Annotated in this window: 24 protein-coding genes and 4 tRNA genes; 12 read left to right on the top strand and 16 right to left on the bottom strand. The window is 67.7% G+C overall.

Annotation, left to right across the window (positions count from 1 at the left end; all coding sequences use genetic code 11):
- Window positions 1-79: 79 nt before the first annotated feature.
- Both secE and EDL96_RS05890 read right to left on the bottom strand, forming a co-directional pair.
- A complete protein-coding gene (gene secE / locus EDL96_RS05895) occupies window positions 80-343 on the bottom strand; it encodes a preprotein translocase subunit SecE (RefSeq protein WP_123824880.1) in 264 nt (87 codons plus the stop codon).
- A 125-nt stretch (window positions 344-468) separates the two neighbouring features.
- Window positions 469-541 (bottom strand) — tRNA-Trp (locus EDL96_RS05890).
- 315 nt (window positions 542-856) lie between these two features.
- Here EDL96_RS05890 and EDL96_RS05885 point away from each other — a divergent pair.
- Both EDL96_RS05885 and EDL96_RS05880 read left to right on the top strand, forming a co-directional pair.
- Window positions 857-2,083: a pyridoxal phosphate-dependent aminotransferase gene (locus EDL96_RS05885; protein ID WP_123824879.1), complete on the top strand. Its 1,227-nt coding sequence runs from the start codon at window positions 857-859 to the stop codon at window positions 2,081-2,083.
- A gap of 106 nt (window positions 2,084-2,189) precedes the next feature.
- The gene (locus tag EDL96_RS05880; RefSeq protein ID WP_407656914.1) at window positions 2,190-2,594 is read left to right on the top strand and encodes a hypothetical protein; all 405 of its coding nucleotides are present in this window, start codon (window positions 2,190-2,192) and stop codon (window positions 2,592-2,594) included.
- 93 nt (window positions 2,595-2,687) lie between these two features.
- On the opposite strand, the gene ppk2 is transcribed toward EDL96_RS05880, so the two are convergent.
- Entirely contained in the window at window positions 2,688-3,590 is a 903-nt protein-coding gene (gene ppk2, locus EDL96_RS05875) for a polyphosphate kinase 2 (protein ID WP_199732546.1), read from the bottom strand.
- A 263-nt stretch (window positions 3,591-3,853) separates the two neighbouring features.
- Between ppk2 and EDL96_RS05870 the strand changes: the two genes are divergently transcribed.
- Window positions 3,854-4,885 carry a 6-phosphofructokinase gene (locus tag EDL96_RS05870; RefSeq protein ID WP_123824877.1) on the top strand — a complete coding sequence of 344 codons (1,032 nt, stop codon included), beginning with the start codon at window positions 3,854-3,856 and terminating at the stop codon, window positions 4,883-4,885.
- A gap of 79 nt (window positions 4,886-4,964) precedes the next feature.
- Here EDL96_RS05870 and ygfZ read toward each other — a convergent pair whose 3' ends face one another.
- The 3 genes from ygfZ to EDL96_RS05855 all read right to left on the bottom strand — a co-directional run bounded on the left by ygfZ (window position 4,965) and on the right by EDL96_RS05855 (window position 7,514).
- Window positions 4,965-6,185, bottom strand: coding sequence for a CAF17-like 4Fe-4S cluster assembly/insertion protein YgfZ (gene ygfZ, locus EDL96_RS05865; protein ID WP_123824876.1), 1,221 nt, complete (start codon window positions 6,183-6,185; stop codon window positions 4,965-4,967).
- A gap of 6 nt (window positions 6,186-6,191) precedes the next feature.
- The gene (locus tag EDL96_RS05860) at window positions 6,192-6,791 is read right to left on the bottom strand and encodes an FABP family protein (RefSeq protein ID WP_123824875.1); all 600 of its coding nucleotides are present in this window, start codon (window positions 6,789-6,791) and stop codon (window positions 6,192-6,194) included.
- A 114-nt stretch (window positions 6,792-6,905) separates the two neighbouring features.
- Entirely contained in the window at window positions 6,906-7,514 is a 609-nt protein-coding gene (locus EDL96_RS05855; RefSeq protein WP_123824874.1) for a hypothetical protein, read from the bottom strand.
- A 307-nt stretch (window positions 7,515-7,821) separates the two neighbouring features.
- Between EDL96_RS05855 and EDL96_RS05850 the strand changes: the two genes are divergently transcribed.
- From EDL96_RS05850 to asd, 7 genes are all read left to right on the top strand, one after another.
- Window positions 7,822-8,529, top strand: a complete 708-nt coding sequence (locus EDL96_RS05850; RefSeq protein ID WP_123824873.1) for a response regulator transcription factor — start codon at window positions 7,822-7,824, stop codon at window positions 8,527-8,529.
- A gap of 54 nt (window positions 8,530-8,583) precedes the next feature.
- On the top strand, window positions 8,584-9,588 hold the full coding sequence (mshD, locus tag EDL96_RS05845) for a mycothiol synthase (protein WP_123824872.1): 1,005 nt from the start codon (window positions 8,584-8,586) through the stop codon (window positions 9,586-9,588).
- Between the two features lie 155 nt (window positions 9,589-9,743).
- Window positions 9,744-10,712: an NUDIX hydrolase gene (locus tag EDL96_RS05840; RefSeq protein WP_123824871.1), complete on the top strand. Its 969-nt coding sequence runs from the start codon at window positions 9,744-9,746 to the stop codon at window positions 10,710-10,712.
- A gap of 85 nt (window positions 10,713-10,797) precedes the next feature.
- On the top strand, window positions 10,798-11,631 hold the full coding sequence (locus EDL96_RS05835) for a thymidylate synthase (RefSeq protein WP_123824870.1): 834 nt from the start codon (window positions 10,798-10,800) through the stop codon (window positions 11,629-11,631).
- The gene (locus tag EDL96_RS05830; protein WP_123824869.1) at window positions 11,628-12,215 is read left to right on the top strand and encodes a dihydrofolate reductase; all 588 of its coding nucleotides are present in this window, start codon (window positions 11,628-11,630) and stop codon (window positions 12,213-12,215) included. The genes EDL96_RS05835 and EDL96_RS05830 overlap by 4 nt, the downstream gene beginning before the upstream one ends.
- Before the next feature lie 81 nt (window positions 12,216-12,296).
- Entirely contained in the window at window positions 12,297-12,626 is a 330-nt protein-coding gene (locus EDL96_RS05825; protein ID WP_233568717.1) for a GNAT family N-acetyltransferase, read from the top strand.
- A gap of 95 nt (window positions 12,627-12,721) precedes the next feature.
- Complete coding sequence (gene asd / locus EDL96_RS05820; RefSeq protein ID WP_123824867.1) at window positions 12,722-13,867, top strand: aspartate-semialdehyde dehydrogenase; 1,146 nt, start codon at window positions 12,722-12,724, stop codon at window positions 13,865-13,867.
- Window positions 13,868-13,920: 53 nt separating this feature from the next.
- Here the strand turns inward: asd and EDL96_RS05815 are convergent, their stop codons facing one another.
- The 8 genes from EDL96_RS05815 to EDL96_RS05780 form a co-directional block, all read right to left on the bottom strand.
- On the bottom strand, window positions 13,921-14,403 hold the full coding sequence (locus EDL96_RS05815; RefSeq protein ID WP_233568716.1) for a PGPGW domain-containing protein: 483 nt from the start codon (window positions 14,401-14,403) through the stop codon (window positions 13,921-13,923).
- The gene (locus tag EDL96_RS05810) at window positions 14,400-15,527 is read right to left on the bottom strand and encodes a UDP-N-acetylmuramate dehydrogenase (RefSeq protein WP_123824866.1); all 1,128 of its coding nucleotides are present in this window, start codon (window positions 15,525-15,527) and stop codon (window positions 14,400-14,402) included. The genes EDL96_RS05815 and EDL96_RS05810 overlap by 4 nt, the downstream gene beginning before the upstream one ends.
- 10 nt (window positions 15,528-15,537) lie before the next feature.
- Window positions 15,538-16,917, bottom strand: coding sequence for an MFS transporter (locus EDL96_RS05805; protein WP_123824865.1), 1,380 nt, complete (start codon window positions 16,915-16,917; stop codon window positions 15,538-15,540).
- Window positions 16,914-17,393, bottom strand: a complete 480-nt coding sequence (locus EDL96_RS05800) for a MaoC/PaaZ C-terminal domain-containing protein (protein WP_123824864.1) — start codon at window positions 17,391-17,393, stop codon at window positions 16,914-16,916. The genes EDL96_RS05805 and EDL96_RS05800 overlap by 4 nt, the downstream gene beginning before the upstream one ends.
- The gene (locus tag EDL96_RS05795; RefSeq protein WP_123824863.1) at window positions 17,390-17,839 is read right to left on the bottom strand and encodes an FAS1-like dehydratase domain-containing protein; all 450 of its coding nucleotides are present in this window, start codon (window positions 17,837-17,839) and stop codon (window positions 17,390-17,392) included. The genes EDL96_RS05800 and EDL96_RS05795 overlap by 4 nt, the downstream gene beginning before the upstream one ends.
- A 95-nt stretch (window positions 17,840-17,934) precedes the next feature.
- A tRNA-Met gene (locus EDL96_RS05790) sits at window positions 17,935-18,008 on the bottom strand.
- A 63-nt stretch (window positions 18,009-18,071) separates the two neighbouring features.
- Window positions 18,072-18,143: transfer RNA gene (locus tag EDL96_RS05785), tRNA-Thr, on the bottom strand.
- Between the two features lie 50 nt (window positions 18,144-18,193).
- A complete protein-coding gene (locus tag EDL96_RS05780) occupies window positions 18,194-20,161 on the bottom strand; it encodes a DEAD/DEAH box helicase (protein ID WP_123824862.1) in 1,968 nt (655 codons plus the stop codon).
- A 379-nt stretch (window positions 20,162-20,540) separates the two neighbouring features.
- Here EDL96_RS05780 and EDL96_RS05775 point away from each other — a divergent pair, with 379 nt between their 5' ends.
- Window positions 20,541-21,500 (top strand): DNA-3-methyladenine glycosylase family protein, encoded by a 960-nt coding sequence (locus EDL96_RS05775; RefSeq protein WP_166833290.1) that lies wholly within the window; start codon window positions 20,541-20,543, stop codon window positions 21,498-21,500.
- A 112-nt stretch (window positions 21,501-21,612) separates the two neighbouring features.
- Window positions 21,613-22,383 carry a VIT1/CCC1 transporter family protein gene (locus EDL96_RS05770; RefSeq protein ID WP_123824861.1) on the top strand — a complete coding sequence of 257 codons (771 nt, stop codon included), beginning with the start codon at window positions 21,613-21,615 and terminating at the stop codon, window positions 22,381-22,383.
- Window positions 22,384-22,458: 75 nt separating this feature from the next.
- Here EDL96_RS05770 and trxA read toward each other — a convergent pair whose 3' ends face one another.
- The gene (gene trxA, locus EDL96_RS05765; protein WP_123824860.1) at window positions 22,459-22,833 is read right to left on the bottom strand and encodes a thioredoxin; all 375 of its coding nucleotides are present in this window, start codon (window positions 22,831-22,833) and stop codon (window positions 22,459-22,461) included.
- 180 nt (window positions 22,834-23,013) lie between these two features.
- A tRNA-Tyr gene (locus EDL96_RS05760) sits at window positions 23,014-23,095 on the bottom strand.
- Window positions 23,096-23,341 lie beyond the last annotated feature (246 nt).

Below are 23,341 nucleotides of genomic sequence, written 5' to 3'. Positions count from 1 at the left end.
CACGTCGCACCACGCATCCGGTTGAGTCCGCATGGTGCGCAGGTCTCGCGGGTGATCGCCGATCGATTCGGTCCGACGGTCAGCTGCCGATCGTTCCTTCGCCGAAGACCAGCATGGCCAGCTGTCCGAACCCGAGGTCCAGCAGGGAGATCAGCGCCATCATGAAGGCCACGAAGACCAGGACGACCAGCACGTACTGCACCAGTTCACCACGTGTGGGTGTGTGGACCTTGCGCAGTTCACCGAAAACCTGCCGCAAGAACAGCAAGATCCGGCCGAAGATCCCACGGGGGGCTTCGTCCGGTTCGCCGCCGGGGCGTTCGGTGGCTGTGTTCTGCGACATGGTTTCTCCTCGAGGTACTACGCGCGTCGTCCTCGGTTTCGGTCGGTTTCCCGTCGTCCTACGGTGCCGCCCAGGCTCGTGTTGACTCACCGGGGCATTCGACTCCGCACGACGACGGTGCGACGCAGGGCAGACAGGACTCGAACCTGCAACCTGCGGTTTTGGAGACCGCTGCGCTACCAATTGCGCCACTGCCCTATGTGTCCTCCGGAACCGCACGGCCTGAAGACCCCACGTTTCCTGTTCAAACACCGGTCCAAGACCTTACCACCCCCGTCCGCCCCGCGGCGTCGATCGTCGCGGGCGTCACGCAGTGGTGGGGTCCTGGACCAGCCCATCATGTTAGGCCAGTTGTCGGCACCCCGCAATTGCGGGCCGCATCGGGGCAGAACTGCTCTTACCTCACCGTCGCACGGAAGGCGCCGTAAGCCACCTGTGGCCACCCGGGGGCGGTGAGTAGCATGGTGTCTTGCCCGCCCGTTCCCCGAAGGTCACGAGGAGGATGCTCCGATCATGTCCGAGCACCGTTCAGATCGCAGCGCACAGCGCATTTCCCGGCGGATCGCCGCCATCGCCCCTTCGGCCACTCTCGCGGTCGACTCGAAGGCGAAGGAACTCAAGGCCGCGGGGGAACCCGTGATCGGTTTCGGCGCCGGTGAGCCGGATTTCCCCACCCCCGCCTACATCGTCGATGCAGCGGCCGAGGCGCTCAAGGACCCCTCCAACTTCCGCTACTCCCCCGGTGTCGGACTCCCCGCCCTGCGCGAAGCCATTGCCGCGGCCACCGCCCGGGACTCGGGTTGGGACGTCGACCCGTCCCAGATCATCGTGACCAACGGCGGCAAGCAGGCCGTCTACCAGAGCTTCCAGACCGTGGTCGACGACGGCGACGAGGTCCTGCTGCCCAGCCCCTACTGGACGACGTACCCCGAGGCCATCCGCTTGGCCGGTGGCACCCCCGTGGAGGTGTTCGCCGGACCAGAGCTCGGGTACAAGGTGACCCCGGAGATGCTCGAGGAGCACCGCACGGACGGGACCAAGGCGCTGCTGCTGTGCTCACCGTCCAACCCCACGGGCGCGGTGTTCACGGCCGAGGAGATCAAGGCGCTCGGTGCGTGGGCCGCCGAAAAGGGCCTCATGGTCATCACGGACGAGATCTACCAGCACCTGGTCTACGACGGTCTGCAGTTCACCTCGATCGCGGGCGCCTGCCCCGAGCTGGGTGAGAACGTGATCGTGCTCAACGGCGTGGCCAAGACCTACGCCATGACGGGCTGGCGCGTGGGCTGGATGATCGGCCCCAAGGACGTGATCAAGGCGGCGGGCAACTTGCAGTCCCACCTGAGCTCCAACGTCAACAACATCGCGCAGCGCGCGGCGATCGCAGCCCTGACCGGGCCCATGGACGAAGTGGAGGCCATGAAGGCCGCCTTCGACCGTCGGCGGAAGACGATCGTCGAAGGCCTCAACGCCATCGACGGGGTCGAGGTCCCCACCCCGCAGGGTGCGTTCTACGCCTACGCCGATGTTCGTTCCCTGCTGGGCCGGAACTTCGGAGGGACCGTGCCGCAAACCTCCGCCGAACTGGCCGAACTGGTGCTGAACCAGGCCAAGGTGGCCGTGGTTCCCGGAGAGGCCTTCGGCCCGTCGGGGTACTTCCGGCTCTCCTACGCCCTGGGCGACGACGACCTGGCCGAGGGTCTCCGTCGACTCCAAGAGTTCCTGGGATCAGCGACCTGACCTCGGCTGACACCGGGCTCGAAGCAGCATCCGGCGCGCAGATCGCCTGCGGTCTTTGCAGACGCCGCCGGCAGCACATCCGGAACACGTAGACAAGGACCAAAGCATGTCCGAGAACCTCACCAACCACCACGCCACCGCTCACTCCGCTACCGGCGAGACCACGGTGACCGAGCACCTCACGGATCTGTACACCGGCGCACTGGCGGCCAACGAACAGATCCCGACCGCCGCGATGGTCTCGGCCGGACTCATCGGTGGTTACGGTGTGGCCCGCTGGACCGGAGTCCGTCCGTTGGGCGGTGCCGTCCTCTTCGCGGCCGGGGCTGCAGCCGCACACAACTGGTGGCGTAAGTGTGGCCCCATCACCACGGCCGCCCTGGGAACCACGTACCTGCTCGGATTCGGCCTCTCCCACCCGCTGGCCAAGAAGATCGGGGCGTGGCCCTCGGTGTTCACAGTGACCGGCGTGAATGCGGCAGCCGCCTGGGTGTTCGCGGACAGCCACTGAGGCGCAGGCCCCACGTGCCGAGGCCTCCGTTTCGGCCCTGAACCCAGCAGGTTCAGGGCCGAAACGGAGGCCTCGGCGTTTCTCGGGCGGGGGTCAGTCGTCGACGGCGTCGCGACCGCGCCGCACGATCAGGGGGTCGGGTTCGTAGACCACCGAGTCGTCCTTGTCCTCGTAGTCGAACTGGTTGAGGAAATAGCGCATCGCGTTGAGGCGTGCGCGCTTCTTGTCGTTGGACTTGATGGTGATCCACGGGGCGTGATCCGTGTCCGTGCGGCGAAAGGTCTCTTCCTTGGCCAACGTGTACTCGTCCCAGCGGTCCAGGGAGGCGAGGTCGTTCGGGGAGAGCTTCCACCGGCGCACGGGGTCGATCTGGCGGATCGCGAACCGGGTGCGCTGTTCGTGCTGGGTGACCGAGAACCAGAACTTGGTCAGGTGGATCCCGGAGTCCACGATCATCTTTTCGAAAACCGGGGCCTGCTCCATGAAGGACTCGTACTCGTCGTCGGTGCAGAATCCCATGACCCGTTCCACGTTTCCGCGGTTGTACCAGGACCGGTCGAACATGACCATCTCACCGAAGGTCGGGAAGTGCTGGATGTAGCGCTGGAAGTACCACTGTCCGCGCTCACGTTCGGTCGGGGCGTTCAACGCCACGGTGCGGGCCGCACGCGGGTTGAGGTGCTCCATGAAGCGCTTGATCGTGCCACCCTTGCCCGCGGCGTCACGGCCTTCGAAGACCAGAATGTGGCGCAGGTTGTTGTCCTGGGACCAGTACTGCAGCTTGAGCAGTTCGATCTGGAGCTTGTACTTCTCCATCTCGTAGTCGTCACGGGACATACGCTCGGCATAGGGGTAGCCCTCACGCCAGGTCTCGACCGCGGATCCACCCGGATCGATCAGGTCCGGGTCCGGGGAATGCCCCTCCTGAACCGTGTACCCCTGTTCCACGAGCTTGTCGATGAACTCCCGGAGGTTCTCTTGTGGGACTTCGGGCATCTCAACCACTCCTTCGGGACGGCGGGTGCACCGCGAGGGTGCCTGGATCATCCCTTCCATCCTAGTGGGCCACGTCTCACGGTCCGGTGAACCGGAACTTAACGCTCACCCGTCGGGCAGTGTTCACGGCATCTACTGCCAACAGCCGCCCCTTCCCGTAGGTCAGCTCCTAGACTGGGGAGCAGTTTCACCGGCAGTCCCGAGGATCTTGAATCGGACCCCGCAACGGCACTGTCGGTCCCCTATCTCCTTGAGGAGTGAGCATGAAGATCGGTCTGTTGACCAGCGGCGGCGACTGCCCCGGCCTGAACGCCGTGATCCGCGGTGCCGTGCTGCACGGCATCAAGTCCTACGACTACGAGTTCGTGGGTTTCCTGGACGGTTGGCGCGGCGTGGTCGAGGGCGACGTCATGGAGATCCCCCGCACCTCCGTGCGCGGGCTGGCGCGTCAGGGCGGCACCATCCTCGGCACCTCTCGCACCAACCCCTTCGACGGTCCCAACGGCGGCCCGGAGAACATCTCCCGGACCATCAAGGAACTGGGTGTCGACGCCATTGTCGCCATCGGCGGTGAAGGAACCCTCGCCGGAGCCAAGCGCCTGGCCGACGCTGGGCTGCCCGTGGTCGGTGTTCCGAAGACCATCGACAACGACCTCCAGGCCACGGACTACACGTTCGGTTTCGACACGGCCGTCCAGATCGCCACCGATGCCATGGACCGGCTGCGCACCACCGGCGATTCTCACCACCGGTGCATGGTCGCGGAGGTCATGGGACGTCACGTCGGCTGGATCGCCCTGCACTCGGGCATGTCCGCCGGAGCGCACGCCGTGCTGATCCCGGAGCAGAGGGTCCCCATGGAACAGGTGGCCGCCTGGGTCTCCGAGGTCCATGAACGCGGCCGTTCGCCACTGGTGGTCGTGGCAGAGGGCTTCATCCCCGAGGGCTTCGACGAGGTCCTGCACGACAAGGGCCTGGAAGCCGACGGCCGCCCGCGTCTGGGCGGCATCGGCGAGTACGTGACCGCGGAGATCGCACGCCTGACCGGCATCGAGACCCGCAACACCACGCTGGGCCACATCCAACGCGGTGGAGCGCCCACGGGCTTCGACCGCGTGCTGGCCACGCGTTTCGGCATGGGCGTCGTGGACCTGGTGCGCGACGGCGAGTGGGGCAAGATGGTTGCCCTGCGCGGAACCGACGTCGTGCGGGTTGACTTCACCGAGGCCCTGGACGGGCTCAAGTCGGTCCCGGAGGCACGCTACAACGAGGCGAAGGTGCTCTTCGGACGCTGACACCGCCCTCTGACCCGTGGTGCGGCCCCCAGACCTTGACGGTCCGGGGGCCGCAGCCATGTGCTGACCGACGGGAGAATCAGCCGCGGGGACCGCGCAGGAAGCCCTTCTCCCGCTGGACGGTCTGGCCGGCCTCGGGTGGGACGACGACGGTCTGCGCCGCGGCCCACTGCTCACCGACCTCCGCCGGGGCATCCTGCGATCCCTCGGTGCCGTCGGATGCTTCGTGGACGCTGCGCACCCTGAGTTGCGCAGCTGGGTCGACGGATCGTTTGAGCACAGCCAGTGCGATGGGACCGGCCTCGTGGTGCATCTGGGCCGCGGTCACTCGGCCCACCACCCGGTCCCCCGCCAGGACCTCCGAGCCGGCGGGAGGGACGGTGTGCTCGGAGCCGTCGAGGTCCAGGAACGTCAGGCGGCGCGGAGGGTGCCCCAGGTTGTGGACCCGGGCCACGGTCTCCTGCCCCTTGTAGCACCCCTTCTGAAGGTGCACGGCGGTTCGCAACCAGTCCAGTTCGTGCGGCACCGTGCGCTCATCGGCGTCGACCAACGCACGGGGGCGCCAGGCTTCGATGCGCAAGGCCTCGGCCGCCCAGGAGCCAGCCAGTCCCAGGCCGTCCGCAGCCGGGCCCGTCAGGGCATCGACGAGCAAGGGGCGTGGGACGAGCACCTCGTGCCACGACCTCTCCCGTCCGGGGTGATCGTCATGGATCGCGTAACCCCAACCACCGTTCGTGACGCCCGGCCACGGGTCGTCCCACACCAGCGGAAGCGCGGTGGCCGGGTCTGGGTGCGCCCCGGGAAAGGGGCTCGCGGTGAGTTGACGGGACAGAACCGCCAGGTGCTCCGGAACGCGCGTGGCCCCCACGACGGCGACATCGGCAGTGCGGTCGGCAACCTCCACGCGCAAGGCGAACCGCATGGACTCGAGCCAGTCCTTGAGCAGTGCTGTTTCTCCCGGTTCAGCGATCAGCCACACGGAGCTGCCGTCGTCGAGAACGTGCGGTGCAGCCTCCACACGGCCTTGCACCGACAGGAAAAGGGTTTCGGAACTGTCTCCCGGAACGATGCCCGTGAGGACCTGGGAACTCAAGGTGGTGAGCCACGTGAGACGATCCTGGCCCGAGACGGTCAGGACTCCCTTGTGGGACAGGTCGACCACCGCGTCTCCGGCGGCCAGGGCCCGCTGTTCCCGCAGCGGGTCGCCGTAGTGGGCTGCCACTCCGGCATCCGGTCCCGTGGCTTCCACCGCCCCGGGGGCCGCATCGAGAATCGGGGAACGGTAGGTGGCTCCGGCCACGTGCAATCAGTCCTTCTTCTTGAGTTCCGCGGAGGCGTGTGTGCCCAGCGGATGCCCTTCGGCCGCCATGTCCCAGGCCCAGAAAAGGTCGCCGTTGACCAGGCCGAACATTCGAGTGGCGGCCGTGTACTGCTTGGCGCCCGGCGAGCGCATGACCGCGTCCGTGCCGAGTTGGATCCGGGGCCCGTTGATCTCCCCCAGGTAAAGCTCGGAGACTCCCCCGGGGCGGTTGATCGTGGCCAGCACGGGGAATCCTCCGTCCGCGGTGCGCAACTTCTCGACGGAGTCCGCGTCACGCAGGACGGGGACGACATCGGGGGGCAGCAGACCCGGGCCCAGGTCGCCGTCCTCGAAGGACCGCTCGAGTTGCCAGAAACCGTTCTCCACCGCAATGAGTCGCGCAGGCAGCCCGTCTTCGTCGATCAGGTGCGTTTCGGCGCGGTATTCGAGGAACGGAAGTCCGTGGTGCGCGAAGTGAACGTGCTGGCGGAAGGGGCGCTGGTCCACATCGCCGTAGCCCAGGAAACCGTCGCCCTCCCATTCACCCAACAGCCACGCGAACGGTACGAGTTCCGGCGTGAGATCGGAGGGAATTTCGATCGGCACGATTACTTCTGACCCTTGAACAGACCCTTCAGGACGACCGCGGCAACGCCCGCGATGCAAAGAACGGCCAGGACGAGCAGGACGAGGTAGAAGATCTCTAGAGCAAGCATGGGCTCAAGCTACCACGAGGCCCACGAACTGGGACGTGAACAAGACGGCCGGGCCCAGCAGTGCCACCGGGGTCACGCCCAGGGATGCGATCCCCCGCCGAGGCCCCTCCTTCGGGGCTGCTGCGATCATGCGTGCTCCGATCACACCGATCACCAGGAAGCTCACCAGACCGGAGATCACGATGGCCGCCACGGGCGACCCCTCCGACGCGTGCAGGTACTGGGACAGCGCGATCCATCCCGAGCTGGACACCGCGGCGAGAACGGCCACGACCGAGGAGATCGTGGACTCCAACCGGTGCCGGGCGCCTTCGCCGCGGACGAGTTCGGCCAGGAAGGTGGCGATGAGCGCGATGCCCACGATGGCGGGCAGCCACACGAGGCGTTGATCGGGCTGCAGCCAGGACAGCAGCGCAGCCAGGATGCCACTGACCAGGATGATGACGTTGTGCCGGTAGCGAGCGCGGATGCCCACGGCCAGGGACCAGCCCAGGCCGATCACGACACTCATCGCGATCACGACGACAACCGGCGCCACCCCGCCGATGGCGGCAGCCGCCAGGGCGATCACCAGCGCCAGCACGGAGACGGCGACGATCTGGAGGTAACGCATCGGATGCTTTCCTGGCTCGACGTCCGCGGTGAGGACGTTGTGGCGGCTGGGCCGTTCCGACTGCGCGGTAGGCCGGTACCGGTTGTTCTGGCAGAGACGCCGCGAGGACGTCGAGAGCCAACGATAGCCGGATTCCGCACTGCAGCAGATCATCCCAGGGGCCCACGCTCACCTGCCCGTACCAGGCACCCGCGACACACGGCGCAATACGTCAGTAACACGGGGTTTTATAATCGCAGTCGGGTCCCCAGCACCTGTCCGTGCCGTAGCGGACACGCAGGACAGACGGAGAACAGGAGCCAGGCGGTTGATCGAGATTCTGATGCTCACCGACTCCGCCGTGCCTTCCTCCACCGTGCTCCCCGCTCTTGACTTGCTCAATCACCGCGTGGCCGTCCAGCCCACGCGCACCGTCTCCGGCGCCGTCGATGCCGTCACCGCCGACGTGGTGATCGTCGACGGACGCACGGACCTGATCTCCGCCCGCAACCTCGCTCAGCTGCTGCGCGCCAAGGGCTTGGAGGCCGCCGTGATCATGGTCCTCACGGAGGGTGGCATGGCAGCCGTGGCCGCGACCTGGATGGTCGACGACGTCGTCCTCGACACCGCGGGCCCCGCCGAGGTCGAGGCCAGGCTTCGGCTGGCCTCTGCACGAACGGCGGCGGTCGAGGACGGTGGGGAGGACCTGCGGATCCAGGCCGGTGCCATCGTGATCGATGAGGCAGCGTACTCGGTGCACGTGGGGACCGAGGCCCTGAACCTCACGTACAAGGAGTTCGAGCTCTTGAAGTTCCTGGCCCAGAACCAGGGGCGCGTCTTCACCAGGAGCCAGCTGCTGTCCGAGGTGTGGGGCTATGACTACTACGGTGGCACCAGGACCGTTGATGTCCACGTGCGACGGCTGCGTTCAAAGCTCGGGCCCGACCACGAACATGTGATCACGACGGTTCGTAACGTGGGTTACAGCCTGGCCGCGGACCGCTCGGCCGAGCACCGACTCAGCGATCAGCGGTAGGACGGCCGGGCAGCCCGGTTGAACGTTCGAGCGACTGTAGAGAGGCGGCACAGCGTGACAACCGATCACCCTGAGACACCGACCGGCGCGGAGACGAACCACCCCGTGTGGCGCGATCTCCCACCCGGTGAATCAACCGCCCGCCGGGTGCTCGAACTGGCCCGGGTCGCCGAAACACAGGACGGGGATCCGCCCTTCTCTGACCAGACCCTGGTGGACCTGCGCTCGGCCCCCGAGCGGGTGACCGTGACCGCCCTGGAACGGACACCGCAAGGGGACACCCCCTCCGAGGACGTTGCCCCCGATTCCGGGGAGACGCCCCTGGCTGCCGCCGCAGTCGTCGTCGCCCCGGTGGACCGGGAGGGCCCCACTCTCCTGGAAGCGGTCGTGGCCCCCGATCGGCGCGGGGCTGGGCTGGGCCGCGAACTGGTGGAACGCGCGCTCGAACCCGTGATCGGTCCGGTGGAGGCCTGGGCCCACGGGGATCACGCCGCCGCGCGCGCCGTGGCGGCAACGCTCGGATTCGAACCCGTGCGCGAGCTGCATCGACTGTTGCGCCCCCTGCAGGACATCGCCACCGAGCTGCCGGTCGACCTTCCGGCCGGGCTCGGGTTACGCCCGTTCAACGTGGGGCAGGACGAATCGGCCTGGCTGGAGGTCAACGCGGCCGCGTTCGCCGACCACCCGGAGCAGGGCCGCATGACGCTGACAGATCTGGAACAGCGGGAGGGTGAGGGCTGGTTCGACCCCCGCGGTTTCCTCATCGCTCACCCCCTGGACGACCCTCAACGCATCGCGGGATTCCACTGGACCAAGATCCACCCCGCGACCGCCAAGGAACCCGCGCGCGGAGAGGTGCACGTTGTCGGCATCGCTCCCGATCGTCAAGGACTGGGCCTCGGTCGGTCCTTGACCATCGCCGGCCTGCACTATCTGGCCGAGCAGGGGTTGGACGAAGTACTGCTCTACGTGGACGGTGACAACGAACCCGCGATGAACCTGTACCGCAGCATCGGCTTCCGGCCCTGGCACCTGGACGTGATGTTCAGCCGCACGTGAACCGGAGGCCAGCACCCGCCGCCCCGAAGGGTTAGCATGTGCTGGCTCGGGAACTCGAGTGGTCGGCTGGCACCGCGGTGCCACCTCGCGACTCCGGCCGATCAGCCCCAGGACCCCGAACCACCGGTCCGTCACGAAAGGATGCCGGGAAGACCATGCCCACATCTGCCTACCGCACCTCGGCACACGGCCCCGACTCCGTGCCCGAGGTTCGTGCCGCAGGCTGCCTGTGTTGGCGCCCGGGCGCCGGTGGAATCGAACTCCTGGTGATCCACCGCCCCCGGTACGACGACTGGTCCTGGCCCAAGGGAAAGCTCGACGACGACGAAACCCTGCCCGAGGCCGCCCATCGCGAGGTCCGGGAGGAGGTCAACCTGGACGTCCGGCTGGGGGTCCCCCTGCCGACCACGGAGTATCAGGTCAAGGCCGGTCGTAAGCACGTGTACTACTGGAGTGCGGAGGTCCCCCCGTACGTCGAACCCCGGCCCGACGGCAAGGAAGTCGATCAGCTGCGCTGGGTCTCCCCGGAGGAGGCCGCGCGGCTGCTCACGAACGAGACCGACCGGATCCCGCTGCGGCGGCTCGTCGAACTGCACCAGGCGGGGGATCTTGCCGTTCGCCCCGTGATCGTGGTGCGTCATGCGAAGGCCAAGCCGCGTTCGTCGTGGTCACGTGCCGAAGGCGACCGTCCCCTGGCGGCCACCGGCAAGCGCCAGGCCCTGGCCGTGACCCAACTGCTCAAGGTGTGGTCTCCGCAGCGCGTGATCTCGTCGCCGTGGCTGCGCTGTCTGTCCACGGTGACCCCCTACGCCAAGACGGCCGGATTGAAGGTCAAGGAGCGGCCGGCGCTCACGGAGGCGGCCCACAAGCGCAGCCCCAAGAAGGCATCGGCCGTGGTGGAGACCCTGTTCGACAAGGACAAGCCGGTGGCCTTGTGCACCCACCGACCGGTTCTCCCGACCGCGTTGGGTGTGCTGCGCGGTCACCTGCCGTCGAACCTGCGCAAGATGCTGCCGACCGAGGACCCGTACTTGGTCCCCGGGGAGATGTTGGTGTTGCAGGTCTCCCGCAGGCACCGTCAGCGAGCCGTCTCGCTGGAGATCGTCAAACCGTTCGAGTCCTGACCAAAACCGACCCCGGCACTCCAGGTCACACAACCTCACGTGCCCGGAACCACAGGCCCGCAGGAGACCCCGCAGGAGACATTGAATGACCCAATCCCCCACCGACATCCCCACCCCGTACGAGGACCTGCTGCGTGAGGTCGCGGCCCACGGGACCCACAAGTCCGACCGGACGGGCACCGGAACGCGTTCGGTCTTCGGCCGCCAGATCCGTTACGACCTCTCCGAGTCCTTCCCCCTGCTGACCACCAAGCGCGTGCACTTCAAGTCGGTGGCCCTCGAACTGCTGTGGTTCCTCCGCGGATCCTCCAACGTGCGGTGGTTGCAGGAACGCGGCGTGAGCATCTGGGACGAATGGGCCGACGAGAACGGGGACCTGGGCCCCGTCTACGGCGTGCAGTGGCGTTCCTGGCCCACTCCTGACGGCGGGACCATCGACCAGATCGCCAAGATAGTGGAGCAGATCCGCACCAACCCCGATTCCCGCCGCCACATCGTGACGGCGTGGAACCCGGCCGAGGTCGATGACATGGCCCTTCCCCCTTGCCACACGATGTTCCAGTTCTGGGTGGAGCCGCAGGCCGAAGGTCCGGCCAAGCTGTCCTGCCAGCTCTACCAGCGCTCCGCGGACATGTTCCTGGGCGTTCCGTTCAACATCGCCTCCTACGCCCTGTTGACCCTCATGGTGGCCCAGCAGACGGATCTGCTGCCGGGCGAGTTCGTGTGGACCGGTGGCGATGTTCACGTCTACGACAACCACCAGGAACAGGTGGCCCGCCAGCTGGCCCGGGAGCCGTACCCGTATCCGCAGGTCCGTTTCACCCGCCGCCCGGAGTCGATCTTCGACTACGACTACGAGGACATCGAGCTGCTGGACTACCAGCACCATCCCGGCATCAAGGCACCGGTGGCCGTGTGAGTTCGGAACCCGCGGCGGGCGTACACGTCCCGGAGATCGCAGCGATCTGGGCACAGACCCGCGACGGCGTGATCGGTGATCACGGCAGCATGCCTTGGCACCTGCCCGAGGACTTCCAGCACTTCAAGCGGCAGACACTGGGCCACCCGGTGATCATGGGCCGCAGGACCTGGGAGTCCTTTCCGCCCAGGTTCCGTCCGCTGCCCGGCCGCACGAACGTCGTCGTGACCTCCCGCCCGGAGGCCGTGACGGTCCCGGGTGACGCGCAGAAGGCGGACGACCCGACGGTGGAGGGTACGGACACCGTCGTCGTGGGCAGCTACGCGGATGCGGTGGCGGCTGCGGCAGCGGCCCCCGGGGGCGAGCTGGTCTGGGTCATCGGCGGCGGACAGCTCTACGCGCACGCGATGGCCGATCCGGACGTCCCCGTGACCCGCGCCGTGGTCTCGGTACTGGATCTCGACGTCGACGGCGACACCCGAGCACCAGAGCTCGGGACCGAGTGGCACCTGGTGGCCGCCGGCGCAAGGCAGGTCTCGCGCACGGGCACGGCATGGCACATCGAAACCTGGCAGCGGCACTGACCGGCCCGTATGCGAACGTGCGCCCAGCAGGGCACTAGGGTGGTGTGCACCACACCCGATCGCACGACGCCGGGAGGCACCGTGAGCACTGGAAACCCCGATTTCACCGAACCGCAGATCCGCGAGGATCCGTCCTTGAGGCTCGTGGACAACCCGGACCAGTCCCGCGTGGAACTGTGGAACGACGCGACGTTCATCGGCTTCGTGGGCGTCGAACGCCACCTGGACGGAACGGTCGAGTTGCAGCACACCATCATCGACGAACGGTTCAGCAGACAGGGTTACGCCCGCACGTTGATCACCCTGGTCCTGGACAGCTGCCGCGCGTCCGGTGTGCTCATCCACCCCACCTGCACCTACGTCCAGGACTACCTGCGGCGGTTCCCGCAGTACAACGACCTGGTGGCCTGAGACCCCGCCGGCACCGGTTCCGGGCCGAGGCGACCTGCATCACATCATGACGCCCTGCCTCGCTGGTGCTCTCCGGGGTCCGTAGACTGGCGCGCATGACTTCGATCGCCAACCCCAACCCTACCGTCGGCCTGGTCGGCTGGCGCGGCATGGTCGGTTCCGTGCTCATGGACCGGATGCAGACGGAAGGCGATTTCGCCGACATCCAACCGGTGTTCTTCACGACCTCTTCCCCCGGCGCCAAGGCCCCCGAGATCGACGGGTTGGGCGACGCGGGCACGTTGCAGGACGCCTATGACCTGGACGCGCTGGCGGCACTTCCGATCATCGTGACCGCCCAGGGCGGTGACTACACCGGCAAGGTCCACGACCAGCTCCGCGCACGTGGATGGGACGGTCTCTGGATCGACGCCGCATCGACCCTGCGCGGCAACGACGACTCGATCATCGTCCTGGACCCCGTCAACCGCGACGTGATCGACGCCGGTTTGGGTTCCGGCGTCAAGGACTTCATCGGAGGCAACTGCACCGTGTCCTGCATGCTCATGGGCATGGGCGGCCTGTTCCGCAACGGACTGGTCGAATGGGCGACGTCGATGACGTACCAGGCGGCCTCCGGCGGCGGCGCCCGCCACATGCGGGAAGTCCTCCAGCAGTTCGGCGACCTCCACACCGAGGTGGCCGAGGGCCTTGCCGATCCCGCCTCCGCCATCCTGGAGATCGACCGCAAGATCCTGGCGAAGCAGCGTTCCGTCGATCTGGACACCACGCAGTTCGGTGCCCCGCTCTCCGGCTCCCTGATTCCCTGGATCGACTCGGACCTGGGCAACGGCCAGTCGCGCGAGGAGAAGAAGGCGGGCGACGAGACGAACAAGATCCTGGGCCGCACCGCCGAGAACCGTATCCCGATCGACGGCCTGTGCGTACGGATCGCAACCATGCGCTCCCACGCCCAGGCGCTCACGATCAAGCTCACGGAGGACCTTCCGGTGCGGGAGATCGAACAGATCCTGGACCGTGACAACGAGTGGGCCAAAGTCGTTCCCAACACCAAAGAAGCCTCCTCCTTGGACCTCACGCCGGTGGCCGCCTCCGGGTCACTCGAGGTTCCGGTGGGGCGCGTGCGCAAGTTGGAGATGGGCCCCGAGTACATCTCGGCCTTCACCGTGGGTGACCAACTGCTGTGGGGTGCCGCCGAACCGCTGCGGCGCATGCTCAAGATCGCCGTCGGGACGCTCTGATACCGGGACCTGGATCCGGTTGCCTGGATCCGGGGGGCCTCATGCTGACTGCATCACTGGCCCGGCCCGGCGTTGCGCGCCGAGAAGCGGACGGGCCGCCCCTGAGCCTGTCGCTGCGCGCCGGCCTCGTTCTGCAGCACCCGCGCCCGGGCACCTGAGACGCACCAGTGCCACCACTGGACCACGGGGGTTTCTCGCAACCTGGCCCACCACAGGCTCAGGTGGCGTAGGGCCCACTGGTTGAGCCGGTGAGCCCAGTCGAACTCCATGGACCAGACGCCGATGCCCAGGAAGATGAACACCCACCCGGGGCCGGGCAGCACGAGCATGGCCACGCCCGCCACGAACAGGAGCAGGCCGATCAGTGTGATGGATCCCCGCACGGTCATTCGTCGCCACCGCGTCCCCCTGTGGGACCACTCCTGGAAGCGTTCGATGCGCTGACGCACGGGGTGACTGCGGTCCTGCCCCCTGCGGAGTTCGTCGGCCAGTGCGGAATCCGCGGGATCGGGAGCCACCCGGCCCCCGGTGTTCACAGGCTCAACCCGACCAGCACCGGTTCGGGAACCAGCTCGACTCCGAACACTTGGTGCACACCGTCACGGACCACACGGGCCAGGGAGGCCATGTCCTCGGCCCGTGCCTCCCCGCGGTTGCTCAGGGCCAGGGTGTGTTTGGTGGACAGCGACGCCCGGCCACCTGCGACGTCGGCGCCGTCGATGCCGAGTCGTTCGTTGCGGGATCCCGGGAGGCCGAAGCCCTTGCCGAAGCCCGCGTTGTCGATCAGCCACGCAGCCGAGAGCTTCGTGCTGCCTTGCACGGGCTCCCCCGACGCATCCACGACGGGGAACCGCGGGGCATTCGCGGGCACGAGGGAGTCAATCACGTCGTCGGAGACGATCGGGTTGGTGAAGAACGAGCCCGTGCTGTACGTGTCCCGGTCCTGCGGGGCCAGAACCATACCCTTGCCGGCCCGCAGGTCCAGCACCGCCTGGCGCACGTCGGCCAGAGGTGCACGCTGGTTGAGCTCGATCCCGAGGTGCTGGGCCAGCTGCGCGTAGCGGACGGGCTTGGAGAGTTCCCCGTGGGTGAACTGGAAGTGCACCGCCAGCACGACGAATCGCGGCGAGCCGTCCACGGTCGTGCGCTTGAGGTAGGAGTCCCGGTAGGCGAAGTGCAGGTCCGCGAAGGCGAAGGACGTCCGGCGCCCCGCTTCACGGTCGTAGACGCTGACCCGCGCGATGGTCTGGGAGACCTCCTGACCGTAGGCCCCCACGTTCTGCACGGGAGTGGCGCCCGTGGTGCCCGGGATGCCGGAGAGGGACTCGATCCCCACCCGTTCGTTCTCGACCGTCCACGCGACGACGTCGTCCCACGAATGGCCGGCCGCGACCGTTAGGAGGGTCCCGGCGCAGTCCGAGGCGTGGTCCACCTGGATGCCCTGGGAGGCGATGTGCACGACCGTGCCGTCGAACCCGGCGTCACCCGCCAGGAGATTGGAGCCACCGCCGACGACCAGCAGCCGCTCACCGGTCTGGTCCGCCGCACGCACGGCCGCGACGATCTCCTCCTCCGTCTCGGCCCGGACGTAGGTGTTCACGGGGCCGCCCACAGCGGTGGTGGTGAGGTCGGCGAGTGAGGGGTGGTGTACGGCGGTCATGCCCGCCATCCTAGCGAGCCGAGGACCCCGCCCGTCCGCTGTGGACGGGCTGCTCAGCCCTTGGCGGACGCAGCCACGGGATCAACACGAAGGAGACGACGACGAAGGCCATGACGCAGGCCAACGCATTGCGGACGCCGATGCCCTCGCCGAGCAGCCCGAGCAGCGGCGGGCCGCCCAGGAAGGCGCCGTAGCCGATGGTGGACACCACGGAGACGTTGACGGCGGACCGTACGGGGTCGTCGGCGGCCGCCGACATCCCGACGGGGAATCCCAGCGAGGCTCCGAGGCCCCACAGGAACAAGGAAATCAGGCCGACCGTGACGGAGGGCGAGAAGGCGAACACCGCCAGCCCCACCAGGGCCAGGGCGCAGGCCACCCGGAGCACCGGGATCCGCCCGAACCGGTCGATGAGCCAGGTGCCGCTCATCCGGCCCGTGGTCATGGCAGCCACGAAGATGCCGTATCCGACCGCACCCACCGATTCCTCTGCCCCGTAGCCCTCGGTCAGGGCCAGCGCCACCCAGTCGTTGGCCGCGCCCTCGGTCAGGGCCATGCCGAGCACGAAGATCCCGACGAGGACGGTCCGCGGGTCCTTCCACGCTTCCAGGACGGACACGGGTTTCCCGGGACTCCTCTCGGAGTTCCCGGGAGCGTCACTGCCCGCGGTGGTGACGGGCCATCCGCCCTCGGCCGGGCCCGCTGCGTCGTCGTCGGATCGCGGCGGGACCGCAGGGAGTGTCCCGGTGATGACGGGAATCTGCGAGGTGATCGGCTGGACCTCACGGTGGTGTGGGTCCGTGGCGCGGTCGTCGCCCTGGAGGGCGGGCAGCGCGAACCACACGAACGCGAACATGACGCAGGCGACCAGGCCGACGTGCCACAGCAACGGAACCTGCCCCGCGGCCGCCAGAGAACCGACCCCCGCGCCCAGCACGGTGCCGATCGAGAAGAACCCGTGCATCATCGGCATGATCGAACGCCCGAGGCCGACTTCCAGGGCCGTCCCCTCGACGTTGGCAGCCACGTTCCAGGTGGCCGACCCGAGCCCGAAGAGCAGGAGCCCGACGACCGTGACCGGCAAGGACTGAAGGACCGTCACACCCGTGCCGAGCACGAACAGCCCCACGGTGACCATGGCCGAGAACAACGCAAGTGTGCGCCGCGCTCCGAGCTGCAGAACGATCATTCCCGACGCCGACACGGACGCGAAGGCCGCGACGGTCTGGGTCAGCAGCAGGGCGCCCAACGCCGCGGGCCCCAGGCCGAGGGAGTCGGCGATCGTGGGGATCCGCGTCAGCCAGGCCGAGATGGCCAGCCCGGAGGCCAGATAGATCGCGAAGACCGCGACGGTCCACGAACGCAAGGAGCGCCCGCGGGCCGGGGTCATCGCCAGACCACCAGGGCCTGTGCCTTGACCAGCACCTTGAGGGCGGGGGCCGCGTCACGTGCCACGCCGGGATCGGAGAGGTCCGGGGCGGTGACCGTGAGGTCGATCCGGGCCGTCCTGGCCTCAGGGTCCAGGGCTCCGACCTTTGCGGAGATGCTCAGCGTGGTCGAGGGTTCGACCTCCGCGCCGAAGGCATTGGGAACCACGACGGGCTTGGTGAACCGGGTCTGGACGTCGGTGACGGCCGCGGGATCCCCGGCCCAGTCGACGACGACCTGCATGGCCGCGCCCATGGTCAGCATCCCGTGGGCGATGACGTTGGGCAGCCCCACCGACGTCGCGAACGGTTCGTTCCAGTGGATCGGGTTGAAATCCCAGGAGGCGGCCGCGTAACGCACCAGGTCGGCACGGGACAGCTCGACCGTCCTGGTGGCCACTTCCTGGCCCTTCTCGAGTGACTCGAATTCCACGTTCACTGGTCCTCTCCCCTCACGAGCAGCGAAGACAGCGCGGTGGACACCGGCTGCCCTTCCGGGTCGACGATTTCCGTGCGGAAGGTGACCATGCCACCCGTACCCACGGCCCGGACGGCGTCCACCGTGGTGGCGGCCGTCAGTTCGTCGCCGGCCACGATCGCGCGATGGTGGGTGAAGCGCTGGTCGGCGTGGACCACGCGTGAGAAGTCGATCCCGGCCTCCGGGTCCGCCACGACCGCGGCCTCGGCCTTCTGCGCCACGATGATCGCGAACGTGGGAGGTGCCACCAGGTCGGCGTGGCCGGCGGCCCGTGCGGCGTCGAGGTCGCTGTGAACGGGCGCCTGCGCGTGGACCGCGGCGGCAAAAGCGCGGACGGCCTCGCGGGAGACCTGGTAGGGGGCGATGGACGGATACGTCCGGCCCAGGACATCGGGGTTCACGCTCACAAGGCGCTCCTCTCAGTGCGGTCAACTACCTGCCGGACTCACACGAGGAAAGCCCGCGATCCTGGTGTTTCAAAGGATCACGGGCTTTCGGTCCGTAGCGGTGGACGGGCTCGATCCGTCGACCTCACGATTATGAGTCGTGCGCTCTAACCAGCTGAGCTACACCGCCAGGATGGATGGGGAAACCCGCGGGATCACGCTGAAAACGCGAACCGCGGGCCCTCATCACGAGAGCCCCGACCGGGAATCGATCCCGGGACCTCCATCTTACCAAGATGGCGCTCTACCACTGAGCTATCGGGGCAACGCGGAATACTGTAACAGGGGTTCTCCGCGTTGCAAAAACGGGGGCACTCAGTAACTCTTCTTGAACTTCGGCTTGCGCTTGTCGCGACCTTCACCGAATCCGTCGTTGCGGCGGGGGCCCTGCTTGCCCTTGAATCCACGGCCGCCCGAACGCGGCGGACGGTCGCCGTAGCCACCGCTGCGGGGACGTCCGGCACCGCCGGCTCCGCCACCGGACTTGGGTCCGCGGTCCAGGCGGATGTCCAACCGCTGCCCGTTGATCTTGATCTCACCCAGGCGCTGGAGGTCGTCCCGGCTCAGGTCGTCCGGGAGGCCGATCAGGCTGAAGGACGGGCGGATCTCGATCGCGCCGACGTCGCTGCCGTTCAGGCCGCCTTCGTTGGTCAGCGCACCGACGATCGCCCCCGGCGCCGCGTGGTGCTTGTGCCCCACGGCCACCCAGTACGTGGCCTTGCCTTCCTCGGAGCGCGGTGCGCGCGAACGGCCACCGCGCTCGCCGCCCTCGCGGTCGTCACGACGACGCTCGCGGTCCTTGCGCTTGGGCAGTTCGGGCAGTTCCTCGGCCAGGAAGGGGCGACCGTCCTGGGCGATTACGGCCAGGGCTGCGGCCACCTCGACGGGGTCGACGTCGTGTTCCGAGACGTAGTCCTCCACGAGCCCTCGGAACAGGGAGAGGTCCTCGCCCTCGATGGCATCCGTGATGCCCTGCGCGAAGGTCTGCCGGCGCGTGGCGTTGACGTCCTCCACGGTGGGCATGGGCATCTGCTCCACGGGCTGGCGGGTGGTGCGCTCGATCGCGCGCAGCAGGTACTTCTCGCGCGGGGTCATGAACAACACGGCGTCACCGGTGCGCCCCGCGCGGCCGGTCCGACCGATGCGGTGGACGTAGGACTCGGTGTCGTGGGGGATGTCGTAGTTGACCACCAAGGAGATGCGTTCGACGTCCAGTCCTCGGGCGGCGACGTCGGTGGCCACCAGGATGTCGATCTTGCCTTCACGCAGCTGGTCCACGGTCTTTTCGCGCAGTTGCTGCGGGATGTCACCGTTGATGGCGGCCGCTGCGTGGCCACGGGCACGCAGCTTCTCCGCCACTTCCTCCGTGGCAGCCTTGGTGCGCACGAACACGATGATGCCGTCGTGCTCCTCGACCTCCAGCAAGCGGGTCATGGCCTCGAGCTTGTGCGGTCCCATGACCTGCAGGTAGCGCTGCCGGATGTTCTTGGCCGTGGCCGTCTTGGCCTTGACCGTGATCTCTTCGGGGTTGCGCAGGTACTGCTGGGCGATCTTGCGGATCGCGGGCGGCATGGTCGCGGAGAACAGGGCCACCTGCTTCTCCACGGGGGTCTGGGACAGGATGGTCTCCACGTCCTCGGCGAAACCCATGCGCAGCATCTCGTCGGCCTCGTCCAGGACCACGTACTGCAAGTCTTCGAGGTCCAGGGACCCGCGCTTGAGGTGGTCGATCACTCGCCCGGGGGTGCCCACGACAACCTGCGCGCCGCGGCGCAGCCCGGAGAGCTGGGGGCCGTAAGAGGACCCGCCGTAGACCGGCAGGACGGTGAAGTTCTCCAGGTTCACGGCGTAGGAGCTGAAGGCCTCCGCGACCTGCAGGGCGAGTTCACGTGTGGGTGCCAGGACCAGGACCTTGGTCGAGGTGCTGGGCCCGTTGAGGTCCGCGAGTTCGGCCAGCCGGGACAGTGCGGGGACGGCGAACGCGGCCGTCTTGCCGGTACCGGTCTGGGCCAGTCCGACGACGTCGCGACCTTCCAGCAGCAACGGGATGGTCGCTTCCTGGATGGGCGAGGGCTTCTCGTACCCGATGCCCTCGAGTGCCGAGAGCACCCGTCCGTCGATACCGAGGTCGGCAAAGGTCGGACCTGCGTTCTCCGTCTCCGCGGAGCCACCTTCGGGAGCCGAGTTCTCGGTCGAGCGGTCGTCTGACCCGGAGTCGTTGGTCGCGGGCTCCGTTGATACAGCGTTCTCGGAGGTGGTGGTTTCGTCGCTCGGGCTGGTCAAAGCGCAGGCTCCTCAGGGTTCACAGAGCACACGACACAACCGCTGGCGGTTGGACGGTGATCCTCATGGCTCCGGTGATCCCTCGGTGCGGCCCCGCGGGTGAGCGGTTCCGAAGTCATGGGCCGCGGGCCGAACCCGTCGTCTCGAGCGACGTACGGGAGGTGGCAACGACAGAACTGGGTGGGGTTTCCCCACCAGCCACCGGCGGCACAATGCGGCCGGTGCACGATTGATCCAGGGAGATCCAGGGAATGGACCGGAATGAATAGTCCCAGCCTATCGCAGGGGCACCTGCCTGGGCACAAGTCGTGACGGCGGACACCGCGAATACCTAGGGCCACGGCGCTGAGCCGTCGGTGGCCGGTGCCATGATGAGGACATGTTCTTGCCCGTGCCCCACGCCGACCGACGGTGGACACCGGGCACTCCACTGGACCTGGGCGCGACCATGGGGGTGCTCACCCGGGGCGATTCCCACCCCACGGCGCGCATCGACCACGACGGCGCTCTCTGGATCACCACTCGCACGGGCGACGATCCCCTGACCGCGCGCTTCTCCCGAGTGGGGCCGGGAACCGAGCTGAACCGGGACGTCCACGTGCAGGCCTGGGGGCTCGGTGCGGAGGCCTTCATGGCGGAGGCGCCCCGCTGGGCGGGTGAGGGCGACGACTGGACCGGTCTTCGTCACGGCTCGTCCTGGGACCTCTTGCCCGAGTCGCTTCGACGCGCGCGGAGCCGACACCCGGGCGTGCGCCTCATCGCGACGGGACGCCTGGTGGAAACCCTGGTGAATGCCGTCCTGGAACAACGCGTGACGGGCGGGGAGGCGGTCCGGGCACAGCGGTGGCTGGCCCGCGCGCACGGTGACCCCGCACCCGGCCCGGTACCTGAGGGCATGCGGGTCTTTCCCTCCGCAGCCACGATCCGACGGATTCCGTCGTGGGCCTGGCACCGCGCCGGAGTCGATCCGGCCAGATCCCGAACCATCCAGAACGTCGTCGAACGCGCCGCCGGGCTCGACCGGTGGAACACGGTCGCGCTGGGCCCGGACCTGCAACGCGCCGTCGGGTCCATCCCCGGGGTGGGCCCGTGGACCCTCGCGCAGACCCTGCAGATCACGCACGGGGACCCGGACTCGGTGAGCGTGTACGACTACCACCTGGCCCACCACGTCACGGAGTTCTTCGACGGCCACCGGGGCGAGGACGCGCGGATGCTCGAACTCCTGGAACCCTGGAGCGGCCACCGGCAACGTGTGGTGCGGCTGCTGTATCTCTCGGGGTGGCGCCCGCAGGCCAAGGGCCCGCGACTCAGCCCGGAGGACCGGCGGCACATGTGAGCCGAACGGCGCGTTCAACGCCACGTCGCACCTGAATCTGCCCACCTCTTCTCGAAGTCAGCCAAGCCTTTCCTGGCTGGAAACCCCTGAATTTCGGGCCTTTAATGAAGTCATGACACCGGCATCCAGCAGAAATCCGGACACCAGCCCGGACATCTTTCGAACCCAGCAGCAACGCATCCACTCCGAACCCCAGGCCGGAAACTACAACGAGCACCTCAACAAGCTGCGCGCCGCCGTCCTGGGCGCCAACGACGGCATCGTCTCCGTCGCCGCCACGGTCGTGGGCGTGGCCGGCGCAACCGCTCACCGCGGTTCGATCTTCCTGGTCGCCGCGGCAGCCGTGTCCGCCGGAGCGTTGTCGATGGCCTTGGGCGAATACGTCTCGGTGTCCTCCCAGAAGGACTCCCAACAGGCATTGATCGACCTGGAGACCCGAGAACTCCAGGACATGCCCGAGGAGGAATTCGAGGAACTCGTCGAAATCCTTCAGGAAAAGGGCATGTCACGGGACACAGCCCGTTCCGCAGCCCGTGAGCTGACTCAGAAGAACGCTCTCAAGGCCCATCTGGATTTCGAGCTGGGCCTGGACGAGGAGGACATCCCCTCCCCCATGGGCGCCGCCATCGCCTCGGCACTGGCGTTCTTCGTGGGCTCCATGCTGCCCACCCTGGCGATCCTGCTTCCTCCGGCCCAGATCGCGATCCCCGTCACCTTCGGCGTTGTCCTGGTCGCCCTGGCCCTCACGGGGTGGCTCGGGGCACGGCTCGGTGGGTCCCCGCACCGTCTGCGCGCCGCAACGCGACTCGTCGTCGGTGGCGCACTGGCGCTGGCCGCGACTTTCGCGATCGGCACCCTGCTCGGCACGGGAGCGGTCGGCTGATCCCGGCCTGACAGACGTGTGCTCCCGGGCGTCCGCACGGACACCCGGGAGCACACGCTTGGAGCCGAGGTCAGCTCATTCGGCGGATTCCGCCTGCTGTTCCGCGACCTGCTGACGCACTTCGTCCATGTTCAGACCCTTGACCGCGTCGACGACCTGTTCGAGCGCGGATTCCGGCAGGGCCCCGGCCTGTGAGAAGACCAGAATCCCTTCCCGGAACGCCATGAGCGTGGGAATCGACGAGATCTGTGCCGAGGCCGCGAGCATCTGCTGGTCCTCCGTGTCGACCTTGCCGAAGACGACGTCGCCGTGCTTCTCGGAGGCGGCTTCGAAGGTGGGGGCGAACTGCTTGCACGGACCGCACCAGTCTGCCCACCAGTCGAGCAGAACGATGTCGTTCTCCGTGATGGTCTGCTGCAGGTTCTCCTGGGTGATTTCAACCGTAGCCATACGGCCACCCTACGGACGTTGCCGGTCGGTGTCAGCGGCGTTCACCCGTGGTGGAAGCGGCGGTGGACACGGCCCCGTAGCGGCCTCGGCCAGGTGCGCCGGACCATGACCACGAACCACGGCCATGAAAAAGGTCCCGGAACCGTGGAGGTTCCGGGACCTGGTCCTGAAGGACGCGAGTGGCAGATGAGGGATTCGAACCCCCGTAGGCAATGCCAGCTGATTTACAGTCAGCCCCCTTTGGCCGCTCGGGTAATCTGCCGAACACCGTCCGATGGTTCCCCACCGGAACAGGAGCGCCCCCGTGACGGGAGCGGTACAACCCTACTGAAAGACGCTGGCGGTGCCAAATCGCGCGCTCGGGCTGGGCACCGGTCTAGGTGTACTTCCCCGGCAGGTTGTGAACACGCGGGGTAGATGAAGGCCTCCGGGCAAGATGTGGGTTACCACACTCAACATCTTCACCACGGAGGCCTTCGTGACTCACGCTAACGCACCTTTGACGCCC

The sequence above is a fragment of the Kocuria soli genome, from assembly GCF_003797835.1.
Lineage (GTDB): Bacteria > Actinomycetota > Actinomycetes > Actinomycetales > Micrococcaceae > Kocuria > Kocuria soli.
Note: the sequence above shows the minus strand (reverse complement) of the source record. Positions and strands in the feature narration are given on the sequence as shown.